Source organism: Leptospira mtsangambouensis (assembly GCF_004770475.1).
GTDB classification, from domain to species: domain Bacteria; phylum Spirochaetota; class Leptospiria; order Leptospirales; family Leptospiraceae; genus Leptospira_A; species Leptospira_A mtsangambouensis.
Window position 1 is genome coordinate 1,006,564 of sequence record NZ_RQHK01000002.1, and the last position, 19,771, is coordinate 1,026,334.

Sequence of the window (19,771 nt, forward strand, 5' to 3'; positions counted from 1 at the left end):
TCAATCTTCCAGCGGAGGATTTTCCAAGAGTTCGATCCCTTCGTTATTTTTGTGAAAATAATTCATATCCCACTCAGTATCAAAAAGAAGGGCCATATTTCCAAATAAATCTTCTACAAGTCCTGCGTTGGATGGGATTTTGGTTCGGTCTTCCTTTTTCACCCATCGAGAAATCCCATAAGGCAAAATATGAATGGATGTATCGGCTCCATACTCATCTTTTAAACGACGTTGGAAAACTTCAAATTGGAGTTTACCCATAGCGCCAATGATCGGGACCCCACCACCAATCGTTCGTGAGGTGAAAAGATGGAGGATTCCCTCTTCCGCCAATTGGTCAAGTCCCTTCTTAAAAGACTTTAATTGTAAGGTATCTTTACAAGAGATGGTTGCAAAAAGTTCAGGAGCAAAACTAGGAAGAGGTCGTAAAGGAGGTGTGTTCCCCGTTGATAGTACATCTCCAATTTTATATGTGCCTGGATTGACTAGTCCAATGATGTCTCCGGGATAAGCAGTATCAACCGTGTTTCGATCTTGTCCAAAAAATGCAAAACTCGAAGAAAGTTTGACTGGTTTGTCCAATCGGTTGTGATTTACGTTGAGCCCTCGTTCAAACACACCAGAACAAATTCTTAAAAAAGCTATTCGATCTCTGTGAGCCTTATTCATGTTCGCTTGCACCTTAAAAACAAAGGCACTGAAAGGGGAATTTATCGGATCTAAATAATTTCCATCCCGAAGGGGGATATGATCAGGACCTGGAGCTAATTCCAGAAACTTATTTAAAAAAAGTTCGATCCCAAAATTATTAACCGCCGAACCAAAGTAAACCGGTGTTTCCTTTCCAAGTAAAAATGAATTTTTATCTACTTTTCCAATTCCATTTTCGACTAGATCAGTTTGTTCACGAAATGCAGTTACGATTTCGGAATCAAACTGTTCATCCAAACTCGGATCATTAGGACCTGCCATACGAGATACGGCTTTTTGTTTTCCCCCTGGAGTCCTATCAAAAAGATACAATTGTTGGTCTCTGAGGTCATAAACCCCCTTAAAATCAAATCCGGTTCCAAGAGGCCAAACATCTGGAACAGCCTTAATCCCAAGAACTTTTTCAATTTCGTCCAGAAGCGCATAAAGGTCCTTAGTCGGTCGATCCATCTTGTTGATAAATGTGATGATAGGAATGCCCCGGTCCCGACAAACACGGAAAAGTTTAATGGTTTGTGGTTCGACCCCCTTACCGGCATCAAGAACCATCACGGCAGTATCGGCAGCCATTAGGGTGCGGTAAGTGTCCTCGGAGAAGTCCTCGTGGCCTGGTGTGTCTAGGAGATTTAGAATATTGTCTTTGTATTCGAACTGGAGGGCTGCCGAAGTGATGGAGATTCCCCTTTCCTTTTCCATTGCCATCCAATCGGAAGTCGCAGACTTTCCTTCCTTTTTGGCTTTGACCGCTCCGGCAAGTTGGATGGCACCTCCGTAAAGGAGGAGCTTCTCCGTAAGCGTTGTTTTTCCCGCATCGGGGTGAGCAATGATGGCAAAAGTCTTTCGGCGGCGGACTTCACGTTCTATAAGATCAGGAGACATAACTTGGTTTCCATGCTGTCTAAATTTAAGATTCTGTCGAGAATAAAGAGAAAACTAAAGGTCCAAATCCCAAGGAAGGGGTTGACTTGTAGATTATGTCCCATTAGATTGGGAGCGGAGGGAATGTCTTTGAGAAAGTTACTATTGTTTTTCTTTCTATTGGTAAGCACACAAGTTTTCCCTCTGGACTTTCCCAACTTTTCCTTGGGGGAAGAGAATGCCAAGGAAGAATTCAAACGAGGACTCACTTATAAAAATTTAAGAGAGTATTCCGCAGCCAAAGAACGATTCCAAAAGGCTGTCAATTTAAAGAAAGATTTTCATTTGGCCAGACTAGAACTTGCCAACAACTATTACCTGCTAGGTGAATGGGAAGAAGCTCTCGATGAATTGGAAATTCTTGCTTCAAAAGCCAAAAATGATCTTCTCATTGTCAATAAAATTGAAGCTCTACGTTTGGCCATTGCCGGCGGAGTGACAGACAAAGAAAAAGTATATTTTAAAACGATCGAAGGAGATTCCATTCGGGGTTATCGGTTTCGTAATCCAGTGGACATCACTTTCGATGAAGATGGTAATTTCTACGTTGCTGGATTTGATACGTCCAATATCATTAAATTCAATGCACAAGGAAATCCTCTCTCAAATTGGAGAGGTGGGATTACAAGAAAACTAGATCGCCCGGTTTCTCTCGCATATCATAACCAAAAACTTTATGTTGCCGATTTTGCCCGCGACGAAGTTTTACTTTTTGATTTATCTGGAAGTTTTATTTCATCTTTTGGTGGATCAGGAAAAGGCCAAGGACAGTTTCGAGGCCCCTCTTCTATTTATATAGATTCCAACGGAAATATCTTTGTTGCAGATTCTGGAAATGCAAGAATTCAAAAATTCAATTCCAACGGAAAATTTCTTTTAGAATTCCAAGGTTCTGGTAATTCAAAACTAGGAAACCCGTCAGGAATTACAATCCATGATGGAAAAATCTATGTAGTTGATAAAGATAACATTCGAGTTTTAGTTTTTGATGGCGATGGTAATACTTTAAATATAATTCAAAAACCAGAATGGAAAAAACCAAGAAGCATTCGCATCTTAGATAACCAAATTTTTCTTACCGATGAATTGACCGGCATCTGGACCTATTCGTTGTTACATGGTGAGTGGAAACAATTGAGTAAGTTTAGAGATAAAAAGGGAGTGTATCGAGTTTTATTTCGCCCTTTTTCTACCAATATGGATTCTACAGGAAGTCTCTATTTTGTAGATTTTGGAAAACACAGAATCGACATTTTTTCACAAAAAAACAATCTTCTCTCTAACTTAGATTTAAAAATTGAATCTATTGATACCTCTGGATTTCCAGACATTCATATTTACACTCGGGTTCGTAATCGCGCGGGCAAAGAAATCGTTGGAATTGACAGATTGAGTTTTCGAATATTTGAAAACGACAATATGACTCCTCTATTCTCTTTGGCCAACAAAAACAAGTTAAACGATAAATTAAGTGTAGCGATGGTTTATGAAAATAGCGAAGGATTGAAAAAAGGAAAACTAGCACTGGAAGATGGTCTTTTCCCTTTCTTTCGATCCCTACATGACAATGATAAAATTGCTTTGTACCGAGCAGGAAAAGATAGTAATTTGATTTTACCGGAAACCGTATCCCTCCGTGATATTTTAGCAAAAATCAGAGATAGTCTCCCGGAGGAAAAATACAATTTCGGGAAAGCAAGTATAGCTGCCTTACAAAAACTTTCTTTAGAAACTGGTCCTAAAGCTTTGGTTTATTTGGTGTCCGGAGAAAGTAGAGAAGATAGTTTCCTTCAATACCAAAAATCAAGAATTGTGGCCTTTTCAAAAGCACATTCTATTCCTATTTATGTTTTGACAGTTAATCCCAATATTAATCTCGAAGATTCTTGGTCAGATATGACAGGGCCAACAAACGGTCGCTACATCGTACTTGATGGAGAGGGAGAGGAACGCGAATTATACAAAAAATTGAAGTCATATATTGATTACCGATACATTTTGTCTTACAAAACAGATACAAATCCAGAACTCATCAATCGTTATATCAAATTAGCCATTGGAGTGGAACATCGGGGTGTGAAAGGTCGAGATGAAGGAGGATACTTTGTTCCAGAACCTCGTTAAATACTTCACTCGATTCATATTTAAGTTTGGAATTTTAATTTTTGTTTCACTTTTATTCGGTGAATCAACCACACTTGAAGATATTGCCGAAGGGAAAAGATTTCAAGCCGAACACAACTGCCGAAAAGCAATCCAATTCTTTCAATCGGCTTTACAAAAGAATAGAAACTCAATCGACGCAAAACTTGGTGTGGCCAGTTGTAGTTTCCAATTAGGTGCTTTTCGCGAGAGTAAAAAATTCTATTTAGAAATTTTGGATCGAGACCCAAAACATATTCCGGCAGTAACTGGACTATCTGAAATTTACCTTCTTGATTCCGATTTTGTGGGGATATCCAAATTAATTGATCCATTACTGATTGAATTTCCAAACAATACTGCTTTACGAATCACCGAAGCAAAATCTCTCCAAAAACAAGGAAAACTGGACTCTGCCATTTATAAAATCAACACTCTGTCTAAACGATTAGAAGAACCGTCCGATTTGGTACGTATGTTAGCAGAATTGTATTTTACAAAACAAAATTATACAGATTCGTTCAATGCAATCGACTCTTATTCTAAAAAGGAACCAAATGACCCAGAGGGATTCGCATTCAAAGCGAAAGTACTTTTGTATCAAAACTACTTTTATCCGAATCAATTAAAAGCGGTTTTATCCTCTGTTGAGGACTCATTGCAGAATTCATTAAATCTAGATCCGAAAGGAGAAGAAGCTCGTTTTTATTCTGTATACCACGATATCATTTTATCCAATTTTAATGGAGACAAGGAAATCAAAAAGAGAGCCTTTCGAACCATTTATGAATTAGCAAGAGAATATCCGGAAAACCAACTTTACCATAGCATTGAAGCTAACTTGGCTTGGGAGTTAGGAGAAACTAAATTTGCTACATACCATTATCGTAGAGCTCTACAGTTAGATGATTTGGATGAGATTCTTAGATTTGAAGCCGAAGAATATACACTTTCAAATGAAAAGGAAGAATCAAAACTAAGAAGAGAATTGGGTGACTATAGGAGAGACCGGTTTTACTCCGAAAAACACTCGTTATACCACAAGAGTTCTTTATTCCATTTAAAACGGGCCAAAGATCTGAGCCCACAAACACCTGTGATCAGAAAAGAACTTCTGGAATTTTATAACCAAACCGGGGAATCAGTCAAATATACAAATTTACTACTTAGACTTAGAGAAGAAGATCCAAACTCCTTCAAACTTCAGAACAAATTGGAATTTTCCATTAAAAACCTAAAAGATTCTTTGGAGTTTCGCGAAGGTTATCTTCAAATCGATCCGAATTCTGTTTTAGATAATACGGTTCGTTACAGTCCAGAAGTTTATGTTTTTGATATGGAATCAAGTTTACCGTTCCCATATCATTTACAGGCGGGAAGATTGTTGTCAGAAGCACTACGTTATAATTTAAAACAAATGCAAATGGTTCGTGTTGTGGATGGTGATGAATTTAAACAGATTCGGGGACTACTCAAGGAAATGAGTTACCATCCTTTTTCCCAAACATTACCCTTTGCCATTGACAATTTGCATCTTCTGGATTCAAAAAGAAAAAATGCTGCCAAAATACGTTATGTAGTTCACGGAAAGTATAAAATCAAAGATGGGGACATCCACCTAGATGTTTCTGTTTATGATCGAAATAGATTACGTGATATTGCAACATGGTCCACAAACCAAAGAGGAAGAGATAGTTTGCCAACTGTCATCCATAGAATTGGGGAACGGATCAGAGACCTACTTCCCAAAGAAGGAAAAATACTAAAGGTCAAAAAAGATGAGGTCATTGTTTCCCTTGGAAAAGATGACGGATTAAAAAAAGATTCAAAATTAGAATTCCAGAGAAAGGGAAATCCTCTCTTCCAAGGTGAAATCACAGAACTTGGCAAATCCATTTCTTCTGTGAAACCAAATGTTCGCGGGTGGGAAAAAGAATTGGCTACCGGAGACAGTGTCATTCTTTCCACGGACTCAAATAAAGAGAAGAAAGATAAGTAAGAAGAACTTCTGAAATTATTTCTTCCTTTTCTTTGTTAAGATCTGGGATTTCCAACTGGCAGAGTTTCCCTTTGAGATAAAGTGATTGGACTCCTTCCCTTTGAAAACATTCATAGAGAATTGGACGCAAACGAAGAAAATTCTCTGATTCTAAATAAATTGGTTCTTTTGAAAATTCGTAATTAGCAACTAGCTTGTGTATGTTGGTATGTGATGTTTTTTTCCATTCCAAATCGACATTCGGATAAAAATAGAAATTTCCAGATTCATATTGAAGCTCCCCACGACTCAAGAGAGACTCGTCTTCATTTCTGACCCAACGGACATCTCCCGTTTCGGACAATTTTTTTTCACTAAACCCAACAAATACAGAACCGAGGCCTTCTTGGTTCCGTTTGATTTCGATTAACAAAATTTGCGGTTTTCCGAATCGATTTGATTCCTCTAAAATTCTTTTTTTGGCTTCATCAGAAACTTTTAATTTCTCTTTCTTTTTTTTAAAGGAAAACCAAATCATTTATCTTCTGATCCCATTCTAATTACCATGAATACATTTATCTATCGATCGAAGTTTCCAATCAATAAAGAAATACTCTTTCGATTTCATGAAGAACCAATTGGTTTTCAAACCTTAGTTGGTGGAACCAAAGGAATCGAAATCATTCAACCACCAAAATCCTTAGCAATTGGTGAAGAAGTTATTTTTAAAATAAGAATCTTCCCCTTTTGGAAAACAATTTGGATCGCAAGACATATTGCTTATCAACAAAACCATTTTTTTGTAGACCGCCAAGAGAAAGGTCCATTCTTAAAATTCCAACATACCCATTTGTTTTTAGATGGAACTGATGGAAAAAACTCATGTATCCTTTCTGAAGAAATTGAAATCAATTTTTATCTCTGGCCTTTATCCCGATTTTTTATATTCCCTTTTCTATATTTTATGTTTCGGAAACGACACGAACTAACGGCAAAACACTTTGGCGTAAAAGAAGAACTAATTTTTTGCCGGTATTCTTGATCCGTAATCAATCAATTGGCGGCTGTATTCTCTTTCCATCAAAGGAGAGGAGATTAAAAAATCAGCACTGGACCTGTTACAAGCCATTGGAATATTATACAATACTGCAATTCGAAGCAAGGCCTTTACATCTGGATCATGTGGTTGTGCCGAGAGAGGATCCCAGAAAAAAACCATAAAATCAATTCCATCTTCTACAATTTTTGATCCAATTTGTTGGTCGCCGCCAAGTGGTCCGGAAATAAAACGAAACACAGGAAGGCCAATTTGTTCATGAATCAATTTTCCAGTGGTTCCAGTAGCGGAGAGATGGTGTTTGCTTAAAGTGCCTTTATTGTATTTTACCCAATCTAATAAATCTTCTTTTCGATTGTCATGAGCAATGAGGACGATCTTTTTTGTGATCTCCATTTTTCTTTGAATTAGTACCATAGAATGATAGTTCTTGCCAATATCTAGGATTCAAGGAAAGTTTCCCTGTAAATGAAATTTCCCATCCTATTTTTATGGATTTCTTTGATTTTCTTAGGAACCTTCCCGCTTCGTTCCAAAGAACCAAATCAGTCATCTTCTCCTGAAAATCGGGTGGAGTCCATTCTCCCCACCACTCCCGAATCCGGTTCCCCTTGGGGAGAAAATTCCGAACGATTGGATACAATTCCTGTCTTAAATCTAGTTGATGAAAAAAACTCCCAAAAACGTTGGCAAGATGCAAACAAGGAGTATTCATCTGCCATTGAATATTTTGAATCTGCCAAAAAAAATATCGATAAACGTCGAGAAGATTCCAAAAAAGAAATCTACTATGAAGATAGATACGAATGGCAAAAACAAATCAGAAAAGAAAACAAGGAAAAAGAATTTCAAAAGTTACTCTTTGATTTACGATCACAAACGGTGGCTCGACTTGTAAAAGCCATGAATCTATTGGATAAAATAGAAAATCCAAAAGTAAAAGAAAGTGCACCTTATTTAGATTTAAAATCTGGAATTTATAGAGAATACATCAAACACCAAGAAGCTTATAAAAATTACCTACAAGTCATTGATTTTGCAGAGCGGTATATGGATCTTTCTCCAAAAAACGAAGCGGAAGCGGAACCACACCGTTTGCTTGCACTCTCGTATGAAAAAATGGAACAAACTGCTTTACGTTCCAAAAACCAGGAACTCTACTATGAGTTCAAAGAACTAAAGAAAAAACATTTATTAAGATTTGCGGAAATCCACTACGGTCGCGATTCAAAAGAATATGCAACCATAGAAGAAAAAGTAGGAAGGGATTTTTAAGAAATTCCGAGTTTCTTTTTTAAGGCTCTATTTTCTTCGACAAGTTCCTTAATTTCTTGTTCTGTATATTCGAAAAGTCGATCTTGTGCCCTAAGAATTTTGTCCAAGTTCATTTCTTCTATTCGCGAATAGTTTAACACTTGTTCTGTTGCTTTTTGTAATTCAAGAGCTTGTTTTAACTCTTTTTCTCGAAGTTCATCCAACTGTTGGCTTGCCTTCACACGTGCATGAAGTTCAATCAATTCTTGATTTTTCATGTCATTCACTTTATCCAATGCAGTATTGATTCCTGCTTGGGAACGTTTGACTAGTTCTTCATACTTCAGAATGGATCGAAGCGCCTCGTTTTCTTTTTTGGATTCTTCATATTCTTGATGGGCTAAAGAAAACACTCCTTCAAAAAAACCAACGTTTTCTAAGCACGAATTTCCAATGTCGAGGGCTGCCGCTTTGTATGATTCGGATTGAATGGTTCGATCCAAAATCATTCGAAGTTCTCTAACATGAAGCGGATTTTCTAAAACTAAATATTTCGAATGACCTTCGACCATCTCTTGGATCTGGTTTACCCCGTCTTCGGTGGAAATCAAAATCAATGAAACAAAGGGATTGGCCTCGAATGAGGACGAAACAGTTGATTGGATCTGTTTCCATTCCGCAAGAGTTACTTGGAGGAATAAAATATGAATATCATTCGGACCGATCGTGATTCGATCCAATTCGTCCAACTGCATTTGGTTGACTTGAACTTTGATCTTCGAATGTTTCCAAAGCTCTACCGGAAAAGGTCGTCCTTTAGAAATATTCCAAATATAAGAAGTTTTCAAATCAGATCTCCTGTGCGACAACTACTGATTCTATAGGACTGTAGTAAGGGGAATTTTCTAGCAAATTTTATCTTATTTGGCTTTTCGGAACCGATTTTTTACAAGTTCTATCTTCTCATCCAAGAGGTCCCGGAATCGGAAATAAAAACCCAGTCGGCTACGGATGGAATCTGGTAATTTGGCATCTGTCCGTGAAATCATGATGTAGATGGAAAGTGTGGCAATGACAATATTAGCCGACCAAGGTCCAACCCAATCAGGGACATTTTCTTTGTAAGAAATTCCAGAACCAAAAATAAAAAAAGTATAATAGATTAAAAGGAAAATGACAGCAAGGGTAAAACTCATTCCTTTTCCCGAACGTTTGACAACCAAACCTAATGGAAAAGACAAAAAGAAAAAAATCTGGCAAGACAGAGGGGTTGCGAACCGTTTATGGATTTCTACGTTGAAGCCAGTGAGTGTTTTTTTTGATTCATTGAGTAGTTCAGAAAGCTGAGTGAACAAGGCAAACTTTTGAGCCATTTCTTCTTGGTTACCGCTAGTTGCACCCATTAGTAACTCATACTTAAATTGTTCCACCATTTGTTTCAGGCCACCGACACCTTTGATCGATAACCCATATTCTTTCAGAATTTCCAATCCTGGAATGTTTTCTAAACCTTCCGATTCGATCGCATTACGTATTTCAATGAGCATAGGTAATGAAAATGTATCAGGCTTTACGTTGATACTCAGAGTTTTTGTATCTTTTTTAGCTGGAGTATTATAGTCCATTTCTCCATCCATAAAATTAGTAACTCCAATGGCATTCGTTTCTGTATCCCACTCAATTACATAACCTTTTCGTAGACGAACAGACTTTTCATACTCTCCTGCTAAATTCTTTTTTTCAACTAACAAACCTTCTTTGGCATTGATGATTTGTAACATACGAGATCCACCCATCGGAACAGCCAAATTATTTACCATAATAAAGTCAGTTCCATCTGCAGAGATCGCCCATTCGCGGATTTGAACGTTACTTAAATTTCCATCCGCATCAATCCCACCAGAGTACATGGTTCTACCCTTTTCTGAAAAAAAGTCCTGGGTTTTGTCTCCGGAAAATTGGCCAGGTTGGATGGCGAGCAACGGATTGTATGTAGCAATCCAGTTATCAAAATCCTTCATCTTACGAGTGTTTTCTGGTCCGAGATAAAAATTCAAATACCCAACAATCAAAGTCATTAGAAACCCAAAAACAAGAAAGTTGGAATATATATAAGGAAAAGAAACACCTGATGCCCGCATCGCAGTAATTTCAGAATCCCCAGACAAACGACCTGCCGCCATAATCCCTGACATAAGGCATGCCATAGGAATTGTCATTGGTAGTGTATTTCCAAAGACATATCCCATATAGTCCAAAAGACGAAAAAAATCGACACCCTTTCCCACAAATAGTCCAATCATTTTCTGAATGGCCACTGCCATATAAATCATTGTAAAAAACGAAAGGGCAACAAGAAAGGGACTTAGGATTTCCTTTAGGATATAGATTCTTAGGATGGATGGTTTAAACCGCTTCCATCTTCCCAAACGATCTGTATCCACCATAAAACCCGGTGGTAAGTCATCTTTTGAAAAGACTCTTACAGTGCGAAGGTCAACTTGTTTAGCCAACGAGTTTCCCTTTTAATGTTGCGCTAGTGGCAGATTCAACCAAAACATTTACTGTTTTTCCAATCCAGTTTTCAGGATCGGTGGAATGTCCTTCTGGAATTGGGAATACAATCATTCGCCCACAATGGGAACGACCACAAAACTCAAGTTTCGATTTTTTGGAAGTATTCTCAACTAATACTGAAAACACGGTTCCAATCTTAGATTGGTTTTTTTCGAGCGAAATTTTTGTTTGTAGTTCAACAAGTTCAATCAAACGTTTACTCTTTACTTCTTCTGGTACATCATCAATAAACTTTCGTTTTGCGATCGTACCTTCCCTTTCGGAGTATTTGAACATATAAGACATATCAAATTTAACTTTTTTAACGACTTCCAAGGTTTCCTGGAATTCTTCTTCCGTTTCACCTGGAAATCCAACAATAATGTCAGAAGTGATTCCAATATCAGGAATTCTACTTTGGATGCTAGCGACTAAATCTAAATACTCTTCTTGGGTATAACTACGTTTCATATCCCGAAGCACTTTGGAACTTCCAGCTTGTAAAGGCATATGAATTTGAGAAGAGAACCTTTCTTCCTTTGCCATCAGGGAAATTAAATGATCTGGGAAGTCCTTGGGATGCGGGCTAGTAAATCGAACTCTTTCCACAGTTGTCTCTGCGAGAATTTTTTCAACAAGGCCACAGAAATCTGTACTTTCATATGAATAACTATTTACGTTTTGTCCAAGTAAGGTAATTTGTTTTACACCCATTACTTCTAGCTGTTGAATTTCTGTAATGATGGAGCCTGGTTCCCGACTTCTTTCTCTTCCTCTTGTATAAGGAACAACACAGAAAGTACAGAAATTATTACATCCTCTCATGATGGTTACAAAAGCTTGGATTCCGTTTACGACTTTGGGTTCCAATTCATCATAAGTCTCTGTTCGTGAAAGTCGAGTGAGTTGGACATCTCGCTCTCCTCCACGTATTTTTTGAATCAGTTCCGGTAAAGTTCGGTAATTATCTGGACCTACAATGAGATCGAGAGGAAGTTCTTGATGGAACAAATCTTCCCCTAAATTCTGTGCCATACACCCAAGAACGCCAATCACCAAGTTGGGATTTTTTTTCTTCAGGTAACCCAAAGACTGCAATCTTCCATAAATCTTTGCATGGGCATTTTCACGAACAGCGCAGGTATTTAAAAAAATAATATCGCTGTCTTCTACGGATTCCGTAGTTTCATATTTTTCTTTTCGAAAGAGCTCCTTGACGATCCCGGTATCGTATTCGTTCATTTGGCACCCGTAGGTTTCCACATAGACCTTTCCGAGTTGGATTGTGTCCGTGGTTGAGGTTTCAGTCAAGGATGGGTTCATAATGATATGTTTTTCCAGAAAATCTCCTTGTAAAGCAAAGAAGATGGGTACGAAAAGGTGTATATGGCTTGGACAAAAAAAGAAACCTTCTACGAAATTTTGGGGGTGAAGAAAGAATCCACAATTGAGACCATCGAAGCCATTTATCAAAAGGAATTGGAGTTCTGGGAACATTTACAAGGACCAGGGAGTCCTGAGGCCAGGGACAAAATTCTCGAATTGACAAGGGCCTATTTGACCCTCAGTGATCCCAAAAAAAGAAAGGAATACGATTCAGAACTCGACTTTGAATTTGTGCTTTTGGATGGAAAGGCAAAGGACCCAGAAATGGAAGAAGCCTACGACCAATACAGGTTAAACCACAACAAAACCTATCAAGAAATTCTTGGTGAATTTACACGATTTCGTGAGGAGATGGGAGATACACTTTGGATTCTAAAAAAAACCACTATCTATATGGTTTTGAATTTGCTTGTATATTCAGGATTTGTTCTTTCCCACTCTCTTTTACTGGAAACTGAAAAAACCGAAAAGTTATGGTTAGATTCTGTTTCCGGTTGGGGCTCTGGAATTTTTCTTGTCCTCAGTGCCCTCGGATATCTATTTTTCCGTTTCCATTTTCTCAGTAAGGAATTAGAAAAACGAAAACAAAAAAGAAACTAACGAACTTCTTTTGGGAAAAGAATTGGTAATAAATTCGGAAAACAAGCTCCACTCAAATGGAGAGAATCCACAAAGTCTTTACAAACCCAACGAGGATCCACATTGGGATCTACCACTGTGAATTTAGAATTGGGAACTTCTTTTGCCTTTTCCACTGCCTTTATAATCTCAGAATTAAAATTCTCTAAAAGCCCATCCCTAGACATACGTTTTCTTAAAGCATCAGAAACAGCAGGGAAATAGATGATTACAGGAATTCCTGTCCCCTCTAAGAGCTGAAGCATCTTCTTAAAAAAATATACTTGAGTGGGAGCAAGGGACTGGCCCCTTAAATACTGGTTGTACATGGCTTCCGCATCTCGTTCTAAAAACACATCCATATTCGCAAACTTGATTTCGTTTGGCAAAGCTCCAAACTTCACCCGATTCACCATTTTGATTTTATCAATATAGTTACGTTTATGATCTTTACCAGTGATTCCAACAGACATACCAGGAAAAAAGCCAACTTCAATTTCTTTGTTATTTGCTTTAATTGCAGTAGGATCAAGTGGGTATTTGTACAAAGCAAAAAGTTTCTTTAAAAAATAAACTTCTACTTCGTCAGTTGAAAAACCATTCGCATTGGAAGCCCAAGGATTTTTATTTTTGGCTCTGTATAAATCAATATGACTTAATACATAACCATTATCATACGAGCCGTTTAAAGAATAATCAATTGCAGACTGAGAGAATAAAAGAGGATCCACCTCAATGAGAACATACCGCAACGGTAACTTTGAATTAAGAGTTCGTTCTAACCAATAAGCTTGGAAACTGGGTGGGCCAAAAGGTGCCGCAAAATTAAAGGAATTTGTATTGGGAAAAAATGATTCCAACATATCCGAATCAAATTCACCTGAACGGGAACTACCCAAAATCAAACCAATTTGTTTGGAAGGATTCTTTTGTTGTTCCGCAAGCATTACCTCAAAAAGGTCTTCTTTTAATTCATAAAACTTTCTTTCAATTTTTTTCCAACTATATGTGTTTTCAACAATTACAGGTAAAAAGAAAATTTTATCCAAAAGGAATAATGCCAAAGCCAAAAGGATAGGATACAAAACGACTGGAAATTTAAATTTTGAATTCATATTAAAATTGGAAGTAAATAAATTCCGTTCCTCCCGGTGCTAAATAACCCAATAAGATGGTAACAACCAATGAAAATAACAGCAGAAAACTAACAGAAGTTTTGGTTGACCAATTCTCGCGAGGAAAACTTGGTTTCGTTTGTATATAGTTGAGCAAAAAAGTAAGAGCCAAACTATAAACAATCAGCTCCATTTTATTGGTTCGTTCCCCAGAAGCTCCCGTGAACGCCCTTCCATACATGGTCAAAGCATTATGAACACTTGGGGCATTAAAAAATGGAATGGTAAAAACAAAAAAACAGAATCCATAGATAATTCCCAAACCTTGCTTCCAATATGGGGTTACCAGAGTTTTGTCGGTTTTCCGAATGAGCTCCCATTTTCTTTCCACACTTAACATCAAACCGTGCAAAAATCCCCAGATAATAAAAGTAAAATTAGCTCCATGCCAGAATCCAGCAAGTGTAAAGGTAACAATTAAATTTAAGTAACCGCGATACTCAGATACCCTTGAACCACCTAACGGAAAATAAATATAGTCTTTAATCCAAGTAGCAAGCGTCATGTGCCATCGAGTCCAAAGTTCTCGGACGGAACGTGATAGATATGGAGCATGAAAGTTTTCCGGTAAATTGATACCTAAAAGTTTCCCAAGTCCCCTAGCTAAATCCGTATAACCACTGAAATCACAAAAGACTCTTGCCGCATAACCGAACCAGGCGATAAAATTCGTTAAACCATCATACTGGTCCGGATTTTGAAAAATTGGTTCGATCACTGGTGAAAGGTTGTCGGCAATAACAACCTTTTTGAATAAACCAAGAAAAACTAAATAATAACCTTCAAAGAGTTGTTCTTTCTTTGCATTCCAAACTTCTAATTGGTAAAAAAATTCTCCGTGACGAACAATGGGTCCTGCCACCAACTGTGGGAAAAAAAAGATAAAAAGTGCAAATTGGAAAAAGTTTGGATTCTCTTCAGCTGTCCCTCTTTTGATGTCGATGGTATAGGCAACCATTTGGAAGGTATAAAAACTGATCGCAAGAGGTAAAGTGATGGAATCAACACCGAATTGGGAGTTTAAAAAACTTTGGATGGATTCGGGAGCAAAAAACAAACTTCCTGTGAGTTGAAAAAATAAAGCCCAAAGAAAATAAAAATATTTAAATAAAAATAAATTTCCAAAGTTAACAAATAGAGAAACAGGATAGCAAAAGGAGGATTTATTTTTCAGAATTTGTTTATTAAAAAAATGATTTAACAAAACAATCGAAAGAAAGTGAAAAGCAAATGGAATTGACCAAGCTGCATAAAAAGCAAAAGAGGCCAAAAACAAAAACCCCAAGCGGAATTTGCCGCGAAAGACCCAGTGTAAACAATACACGACAAGAAAGAACAAAAGAAAACTAAGGGACGTAAATTTCATTTTAAGATTTCACCAATATTATTGATCATATATCCCCATCAACCTGAATCACAAGCCCCTTTAGGTATTCTCCTTCCGGATGAAAGACAGAATATGCGTGGTCCGGGCTTTGGGTAAGATGGTGCAAAATTCTAACGCTCTTTTTGGCATCCTTGGCAGCACCGAAAACAATTTTTTTGAAGAGATCAAAGGAAATATGCTGTGAACAAGAAAAGGTAAAAATGAGCCCCCCAGATTTTATTTTGGACATGGCCCTCATATTGATGTCCTTGTAACCTCGGCTAGCCTGGTTGACTGTACTTATACTTTTCGTAAATGCTGGAGGATCCAAAATGATTAAATCATAAAAATTGGAATCCATAGTCTTTAGATAATCGAAACTATCTAAAATCAAACTTTTGTGTTTTTCAGACTGCTGTTTTAAGTTAATTCCGTTTAGTTCTAGATTTCTTTCACAAAGTTCAATTGCCTGTTTCGATATATCTAAACTATGAACAGATTTTGCTCCAGCTAATAATGCATAAACAGAAAAAGCTCCAGAATAGGCAAAGGTATTTAAAATTATACGATCCTTTGCATAACGAGATACCAATGCTCGATTGTCTCTTTGGTCTAAAAAAAATCCTGTTTTTTGTCCCTTCGTAATGTCAGCAATGAACTTGAATCCATGTTCAGTAAATTCAGGTTCTGTTTCTGTTCCCTTATGAAAAATAAAATCTCCGCCAACTTTATCATCTGATTTTTCACGTCTTTCTAAAATGGTTTTGAAACCTTTTTGAGATAAAAATGAAACCAAAGATTCACATAGACCCATAGCCCCTGGTGTTTTTAGCTGCATAACAGCTGTTTCATGGTAGCAATCGACAACTACACCAGGTACTCCATCGCCTTCTGAATGAAAAAGACGAAATCCAGTTGTTTCTTTGGGGAGAAGCGATCTTTTGGATTGATAAATAGCGTTCCATTTTTCAATCCAAAATGATTCTTCACTTCCATTTTTCAATTCTTCAAAAGAGAACAAACGAATACGAATTTGGCTTTTGGGATCATAATGTCCCCAGGCTAAAAAAACACCTGATGATGATTCCACTCGTACAATGGAACCGGAAGGCAATCCCTTTTCTTCTGAAGCTATGGCTCCCGAAAATATCCAAGGATGAAAATTTAATACTGCTTTTTCTTTATTCTTTTTTAATCGAATGACCATTTTGAATCCATTTGGAAACATTACAGAGTTATGAACGTTCAAGTTCGTTTATATATGATAAAATCGATTCTCATTTTTCTTGTCTTTTCTTTTTCCCTACTTCATTCCCAAACATTACCGAATTCTACTACAAAAACCAATGAAAATGATATTGTTTCACTCGATACCAATCAAAATGATCCCGATTCCTTTTGGTATATGAATGAAGACGAATTGAGCGAAGAAGAAATCCAATCCATTACAGAGTCAAATTTCAAAACGAAAGCATGGAAACAAATCGCAGTTCCAGGAAATCTTTATCAAAATAAAGAAAACTATGCTACAAAGAAAATTGTCACACTAGCAAAATGGGTTCAGTTTCCTGAGGATTCAACTAAACAATTAAGTTTTCGCCTAGGAGTGATCAATGATAGGGACAGGACGTATTTAAACGGGAAATTGATAGGTCAAACAGGAGAATGGAATGCAACGGAACCACAAGCATATGACAAGTTACGATTTTACAATATTCCCTCTCAACTCATTCAGTATGGGAAAAAAAATCTTTTATTAATTAAAATCCAACCTTATTTCGGAAACTCTGGTGGGATCGAACAAGATGAGACCCTACTTGGACCCACAGATAAAGTCAACGCACGGTTTTACAAAGACGAATTTATTAAGTTACTATTTCTGACGATTTATTCTACAGTCGGAGGTTACTTTCTCTTTTTGTTTATTCGAAGAAGAAAAGATAGAGAAAATTTGTTTTTTGCATTATTTTCCTTCTCGTTCGTTATTTATAATTTCTTAAGAAACCAACTAAAGTATGAATTTGATTTTTCATTTTTAGAAATGAAAAAATTGGAATACATGACAATTCTATTACTCATACCATTCATGTATCATTTTCTTCGCACCTTATTCGAAGAAAAATACCATATCCTTGGTAAAATTTTAGATGGAATTCAACTTGTTTGTTTTATCTATTTTGCGCTGACTCATAACATAGAAACGTTTAGTTTTTTACTGACTAACTTCATCCAACCAACCTGGGTTTTATATGTTATACTAATTTTTGCGATTCTTTTCAAAAACCTAAAGAAAAAAGAGAGAAGAGCATTTTATATTACCATCGGGCTTACGATCGTTCTTTTTGCAGCAGTCGTTGACACAGCCACTAATCGTAATTACTGGGTGTTCCCACGAATTATGGGATATACATTTCTTGTTTTCAATATTTCTCTTGCGATCATTCTCGCAAATTCATTTGTAAAACTAAATGAGGAAGTAGAAGATTTAAATAAAAACTTAGAAAAAAAAGTAGAAGAAAGAACTGACGCCTTAAATGAATCACTAAACCAATTACAAATTCTAAAAGAAAAACAAGATGGTGATTACTTTTTAACATCCCTTCTCATCCATCCACTTGCACGCATCGATAACCATATTCCAGAGATTCATATTGAAACCTATGTGAACCAAAAGAAAAAATTTCAATTTCGAGGCAAAGACGGAGAAATTGGCGGCGACATCTGTATTGTTGGTACTGTGCATTTGGAATTAGGAGAATATACTGTTTTTGCCAATGGAGATGCAATGGGAAAATCAATCCAAGGTGCAGGCGGCGCATTGGTCTTAGGCGTTGTATTCCAAGCAGTACTTTCCCGAGCAAAATCCAGTTATACTAAATCAAGACCACCAGAACTTTGGCTAAAAGATTTATACGTGGAACTACAATCTGTATTTGTTAGTTTTGATGGATCAATGTTGTCTAGTGTTGTCCTTGGGATGGTCGCAAAAGATGGATTTGTTTACTATATCAATGCAGAACATCCTTGGAGTATTCTCTATAGAGATGGAGTTGCTTCATTTATTGAAACAGAACTATCCATGAGAAAACTCGGCTTTCCCAAAAACGACCATTACTTTCAAATCAAAACCTTTGCGCTAGAACCAGGAGATACTTTACTCATTGGTTCGGATGGAAGAGACGACATCGGATTTATCCAAGAGGAAAACGGCACAAGAATTATCAACGAAGATGAAACATTAATTTTACGTTTTGTGGAACGTTCTAAGTCAGATCTCACTAATTTGGTTTATGAAATCGAAACAAATGGAGAAATCACTGATGACCTATCATTTCTAAAAATAGAATATTCTCCAAAAAACAGAAGGATGTCACTCCCTGACTTTGTCAAAAAAGAATATATAGAAATCAAAACAAAAGCAAAACAAGAGAAATATGAATTCGCATTGGAACAATTAGAAACTCTTAAGGAAAAATTCCCTCACCCAAATTTTTATGCATTTGCAGGGAAATTGTATTATCAGTTGAAAAATTGGGGAGAAGCCATTCGAAATTTTAAACTGGCGACAAATGAAAATCCAAATAGAGAAGACTATCTCTATCTGACAGCTAAAACCTTATTCAAAAACAATCAAACACAAGAAGCTGTGATTTGGAGCGAACGACTGTTTTTAAGAAATAAGTTTCACAAGCAGAATACAATATTGTTTCTGCATCTGCTTGATTTAACAAAGAATATAGACAAAAAAGAGTTTTATTTAGAATTTTTAACCGCGGAAAAAGTATAAAACAACAAGGAGTCCAAGTAGAATTCTATAGATTCCGAAGGACAAAAAACTCCTTCTGCGGATAAAGGCCATAAACAATCGAATGATAAAGTAACAAATTACAAAAGAAACTATACTACCAAAAAAAAGAAGGCCAATGGTCTCCGAATTCAAAATGGCTCGGTGTTTGTAAAGTTTATAAATACCAGCAAGAGTTAAGACGGGAATCGCAAGAAAAAAAGAAAACTCAGCAGAGTCTTTTTTCGAAACACCAAGTGTCCTTGCAGTGATGATTGTTGCTGCTGACCTTGAAACACCAGGTATCAAAGCGAAACATTGGAAAAGACCAACAAGTATAGACTCCTTCATCCCAATGATCCGACCATCTCCTTCGTCATAATGTTTCAATTCTACAAACACCATCACAAGACCTCCCACAAACCAAGAAAGTCCAAGGATTAAAAGAAGATCAGGTCTCATTTTAATTTGGTCTAATACGTTTTTAAACAAAAAACCGAGAATGAGGATAGGAAGGATCCCAACAATTAAATTGCGATAGAATTCAAATCCAGACTTATCATCGGTAGTTTTGGTTACAAATTGAACGGCAGTTTTGGTATGTTTCCATAAAACTTTGAAATACAATACTACAACAGAAAGTATTGCACCTGTTTGTATGAATATATCAAACAAATCCTCAAAGGCTTCATGATCAATTGTAAGGTTTTCAAAAGGAAAAAAGTAACTAAAAAGAAAAAGATGTCCTGTAGAAGAAACGGGAAGGAATTCCGTGGCAGCTTCAATGATGCCACGGAGAAACGCATTTAAAGTATTGTCCATTCCG

General features: G+C 36.9%; 16 protein-coding genes. 6 read left to right on the forward strand and 10 right to left on the reverse strand.

From position 1 onward, the window contains the following. Entirely contained in the window at nucleotides 1-1,590 is a 1,590-nt protein-coding gene (locus tag EHR01_RS04595; RefSeq protein ID WP_135693491.1) for a peptide chain release factor 3, read from the reverse strand. 123 nt (nucleotides 1,591-1,713) lie between these two features. Between EHR01_RS04595 and EHR01_RS04600 the strand changes: the two genes are divergently transcribed. After that, a complete protein-coding gene (locus tag EHR01_RS04600) occupies nucleotides 1,714-3,753 on the forward strand; it encodes a 6-bladed beta-propeller (RefSeq protein ID WP_244309976.1) in 2,040 nt (679 codons plus the stop codon). Then, complete coding sequence (locus EHR01_RS04605) at nucleotides 3,734-5,770, forward strand: tetratricopeptide repeat protein (RefSeq protein WP_135693495.1); 2,037 nt, start codon at nucleotides 3,734-3,736, stop codon at nucleotides 5,768-5,770. The genes EHR01_RS04600 and EHR01_RS04605 overlap by 20 nt, the downstream gene beginning before the upstream one ends. Here EHR01_RS04605 and EHR01_RS04610 read toward each other — a convergent pair. Continuing rightward, nucleotides 5,727-6,287 (reverse strand): hypothetical protein, encoded by a 561-nt coding sequence (locus tag EHR01_RS04610; protein ID WP_135693497.1) that lies wholly within the window; start codon nucleotides 6,285-6,287, stop codon nucleotides 5,727-5,729. The two genes, EHR01_RS04605 and EHR01_RS04610, sit on opposite strands and share 44 nt — an antisense overlap. Before the next feature lie 27 nt (nucleotides 6,288-6,314). Between EHR01_RS04610 and EHR01_RS04615 the strand changes: the two genes are divergently transcribed. Beyond that, nucleotides 6,315-6,791 carry an SRPBCC family protein gene (locus EHR01_RS04615; RefSeq protein WP_135693499.1) on the forward strand — a complete coding sequence of 159 codons (477 nt, stop codon included), beginning with the start codon at nucleotides 6,315-6,317 and terminating at the stop codon, nucleotides 6,789-6,791. On the opposite strand, the gene EHR01_RS04620 is transcribed toward EHR01_RS04615, so the two are convergent. Further along, the gene (locus EHR01_RS04620) at nucleotides 6,768-7,223 is read right to left on the reverse strand and encodes a methylglyoxal synthase (protein ID WP_231292582.1); all 456 of its coding nucleotides are present in this window, start codon (nucleotides 7,221-7,223) and stop codon (nucleotides 6,768-6,770) included. The genes EHR01_RS04615 and EHR01_RS04620 overlap by 24 nt on opposite strands. 51 nt (nucleotides 7,224-7,274) lie before the next feature. Between EHR01_RS04620 and EHR01_RS04625 the strand changes: the two genes are divergently transcribed. Continuing rightward, nucleotides 7,275-8,081: an FcpA-related putative periplasmic flagellar protein gene (locus tag EHR01_RS04625; RefSeq protein WP_135693501.1), complete on the forward strand. Its 807-nt coding sequence runs from the start codon at nucleotides 7,275-7,277 to the stop codon at nucleotides 8,079-8,081. Here the strand turns inward: EHR01_RS04625 and EHR01_RS04630 are convergent. The 3 genes from EHR01_RS04630 to miaB form a co-directional block, all read right to left on the reverse strand. Next, on the reverse strand, nucleotides 8,078-8,908 hold the full coding sequence (locus EHR01_RS04630) for a hypothetical protein (protein ID WP_135693502.1): 831 nt from the start codon (nucleotides 8,906-8,908) through the stop codon (nucleotides 8,078-8,080). The genes EHR01_RS04625 and EHR01_RS04630 overlap by 4 nt on opposite strands. Before the next feature lie 72 nt (nucleotides 8,909-8,980). Beyond that, nucleotides 8,981-10,573, reverse strand: coding sequence for an LptF/LptG family permease (locus EHR01_RS04635; protein ID WP_135693504.1), 1,593 nt, complete (start codon nucleotides 10,571-10,573; stop codon nucleotides 8,981-8,983). Continuing rightward, nucleotides 10,566-11,939, reverse strand: coding sequence for a tRNA (N6-isopentenyl adenosine(37)-C2)-methylthiotransferase MiaB (gene miaB / locus EHR01_RS04640; RefSeq protein WP_135693506.1), 1,374 nt, complete (start codon nucleotides 11,937-11,939; stop codon nucleotides 10,566-10,568). Before miaB ends, EHR01_RS04635 begins: the two co-directional genes overlap by 8 nt. Before the next feature lie 63 nt (nucleotides 11,940-12,002). On the opposite strand from miaB, the gene EHR01_RS04645 reads away from it, so the two are divergent. Next, nucleotides 12,003-12,602, forward strand: a complete 600-nt coding sequence (locus tag EHR01_RS04645; protein WP_135693508.1) for a J domain-containing protein — start codon at nucleotides 12,003-12,005, stop codon at nucleotides 12,600-12,602. On the opposite strand, the gene EHR01_RS04650 is transcribed toward EHR01_RS04645, so the two are convergent. Genes EHR01_RS04650 through EHR01_RS04660 form a run of 3 tightly spaced genes read right to left on the reverse strand, consistent with a single transcriptional unit; the run spans nucleotide 12,599 to nucleotide 16,368 of the window. Further along, entirely contained in the window at nucleotides 12,599-13,735 is a 1,137-nt protein-coding gene (locus EHR01_RS04650) for a DUF1574 domain-containing protein (RefSeq protein ID WP_135693510.1), read from the reverse strand. The genes EHR01_RS04645 and EHR01_RS04650 overlap by 4 nt on opposite strands. Before the next feature lies 1 nt (nucleotide 13,736). After that, nucleotides 13,737-15,161 carry an MBOAT family O-acyltransferase gene (locus EHR01_RS04655; RefSeq protein ID WP_135693512.1) on the reverse strand — a complete coding sequence of 475 codons (1,425 nt, stop codon included), beginning with the start codon at nucleotides 15,159-15,161 and terminating at the stop codon, nucleotides 13,737-13,739. Between the two features lie 25 nt (nucleotides 15,162-15,186). After that, nucleotides 15,187-16,368 carry a class I SAM-dependent rRNA methyltransferase gene (locus EHR01_RS04660; RefSeq protein ID WP_135693514.1) on the reverse strand — a complete coding sequence of 394 codons (1,182 nt, stop codon included), beginning with the start codon at nucleotides 16,366-16,368 and terminating at the stop codon, nucleotides 15,187-15,189. Nucleotides 16,369-16,398: 30 nt separating this feature from the next. Here EHR01_RS04660 and EHR01_RS04665 point away from each other — a divergent pair, with 30 nt between their 5' ends. Then, a complete protein-coding gene (locus tag EHR01_RS04665) occupies nucleotides 16,399-18,948 on the forward strand; it encodes a SpoIIE family protein phosphatase (RefSeq protein WP_135693516.1) in 2,550 nt (849 codons plus the stop codon). Here the strand turns inward: EHR01_RS04665 and EHR01_RS04670 are convergent. Further along, complete coding sequence (locus EHR01_RS04670) at nucleotides 18,928-19,767, reverse strand: undecaprenyl-diphosphate phosphatase (RefSeq protein ID WP_135693519.1); 840 nt, start codon at nucleotides 19,765-19,767, stop codon at nucleotides 18,928-18,930. The genes EHR01_RS04665 and EHR01_RS04670 overlap by 21 nt on opposite strands. Nucleotides 19,768-19,771: the final 4 nt, after the last annotated feature.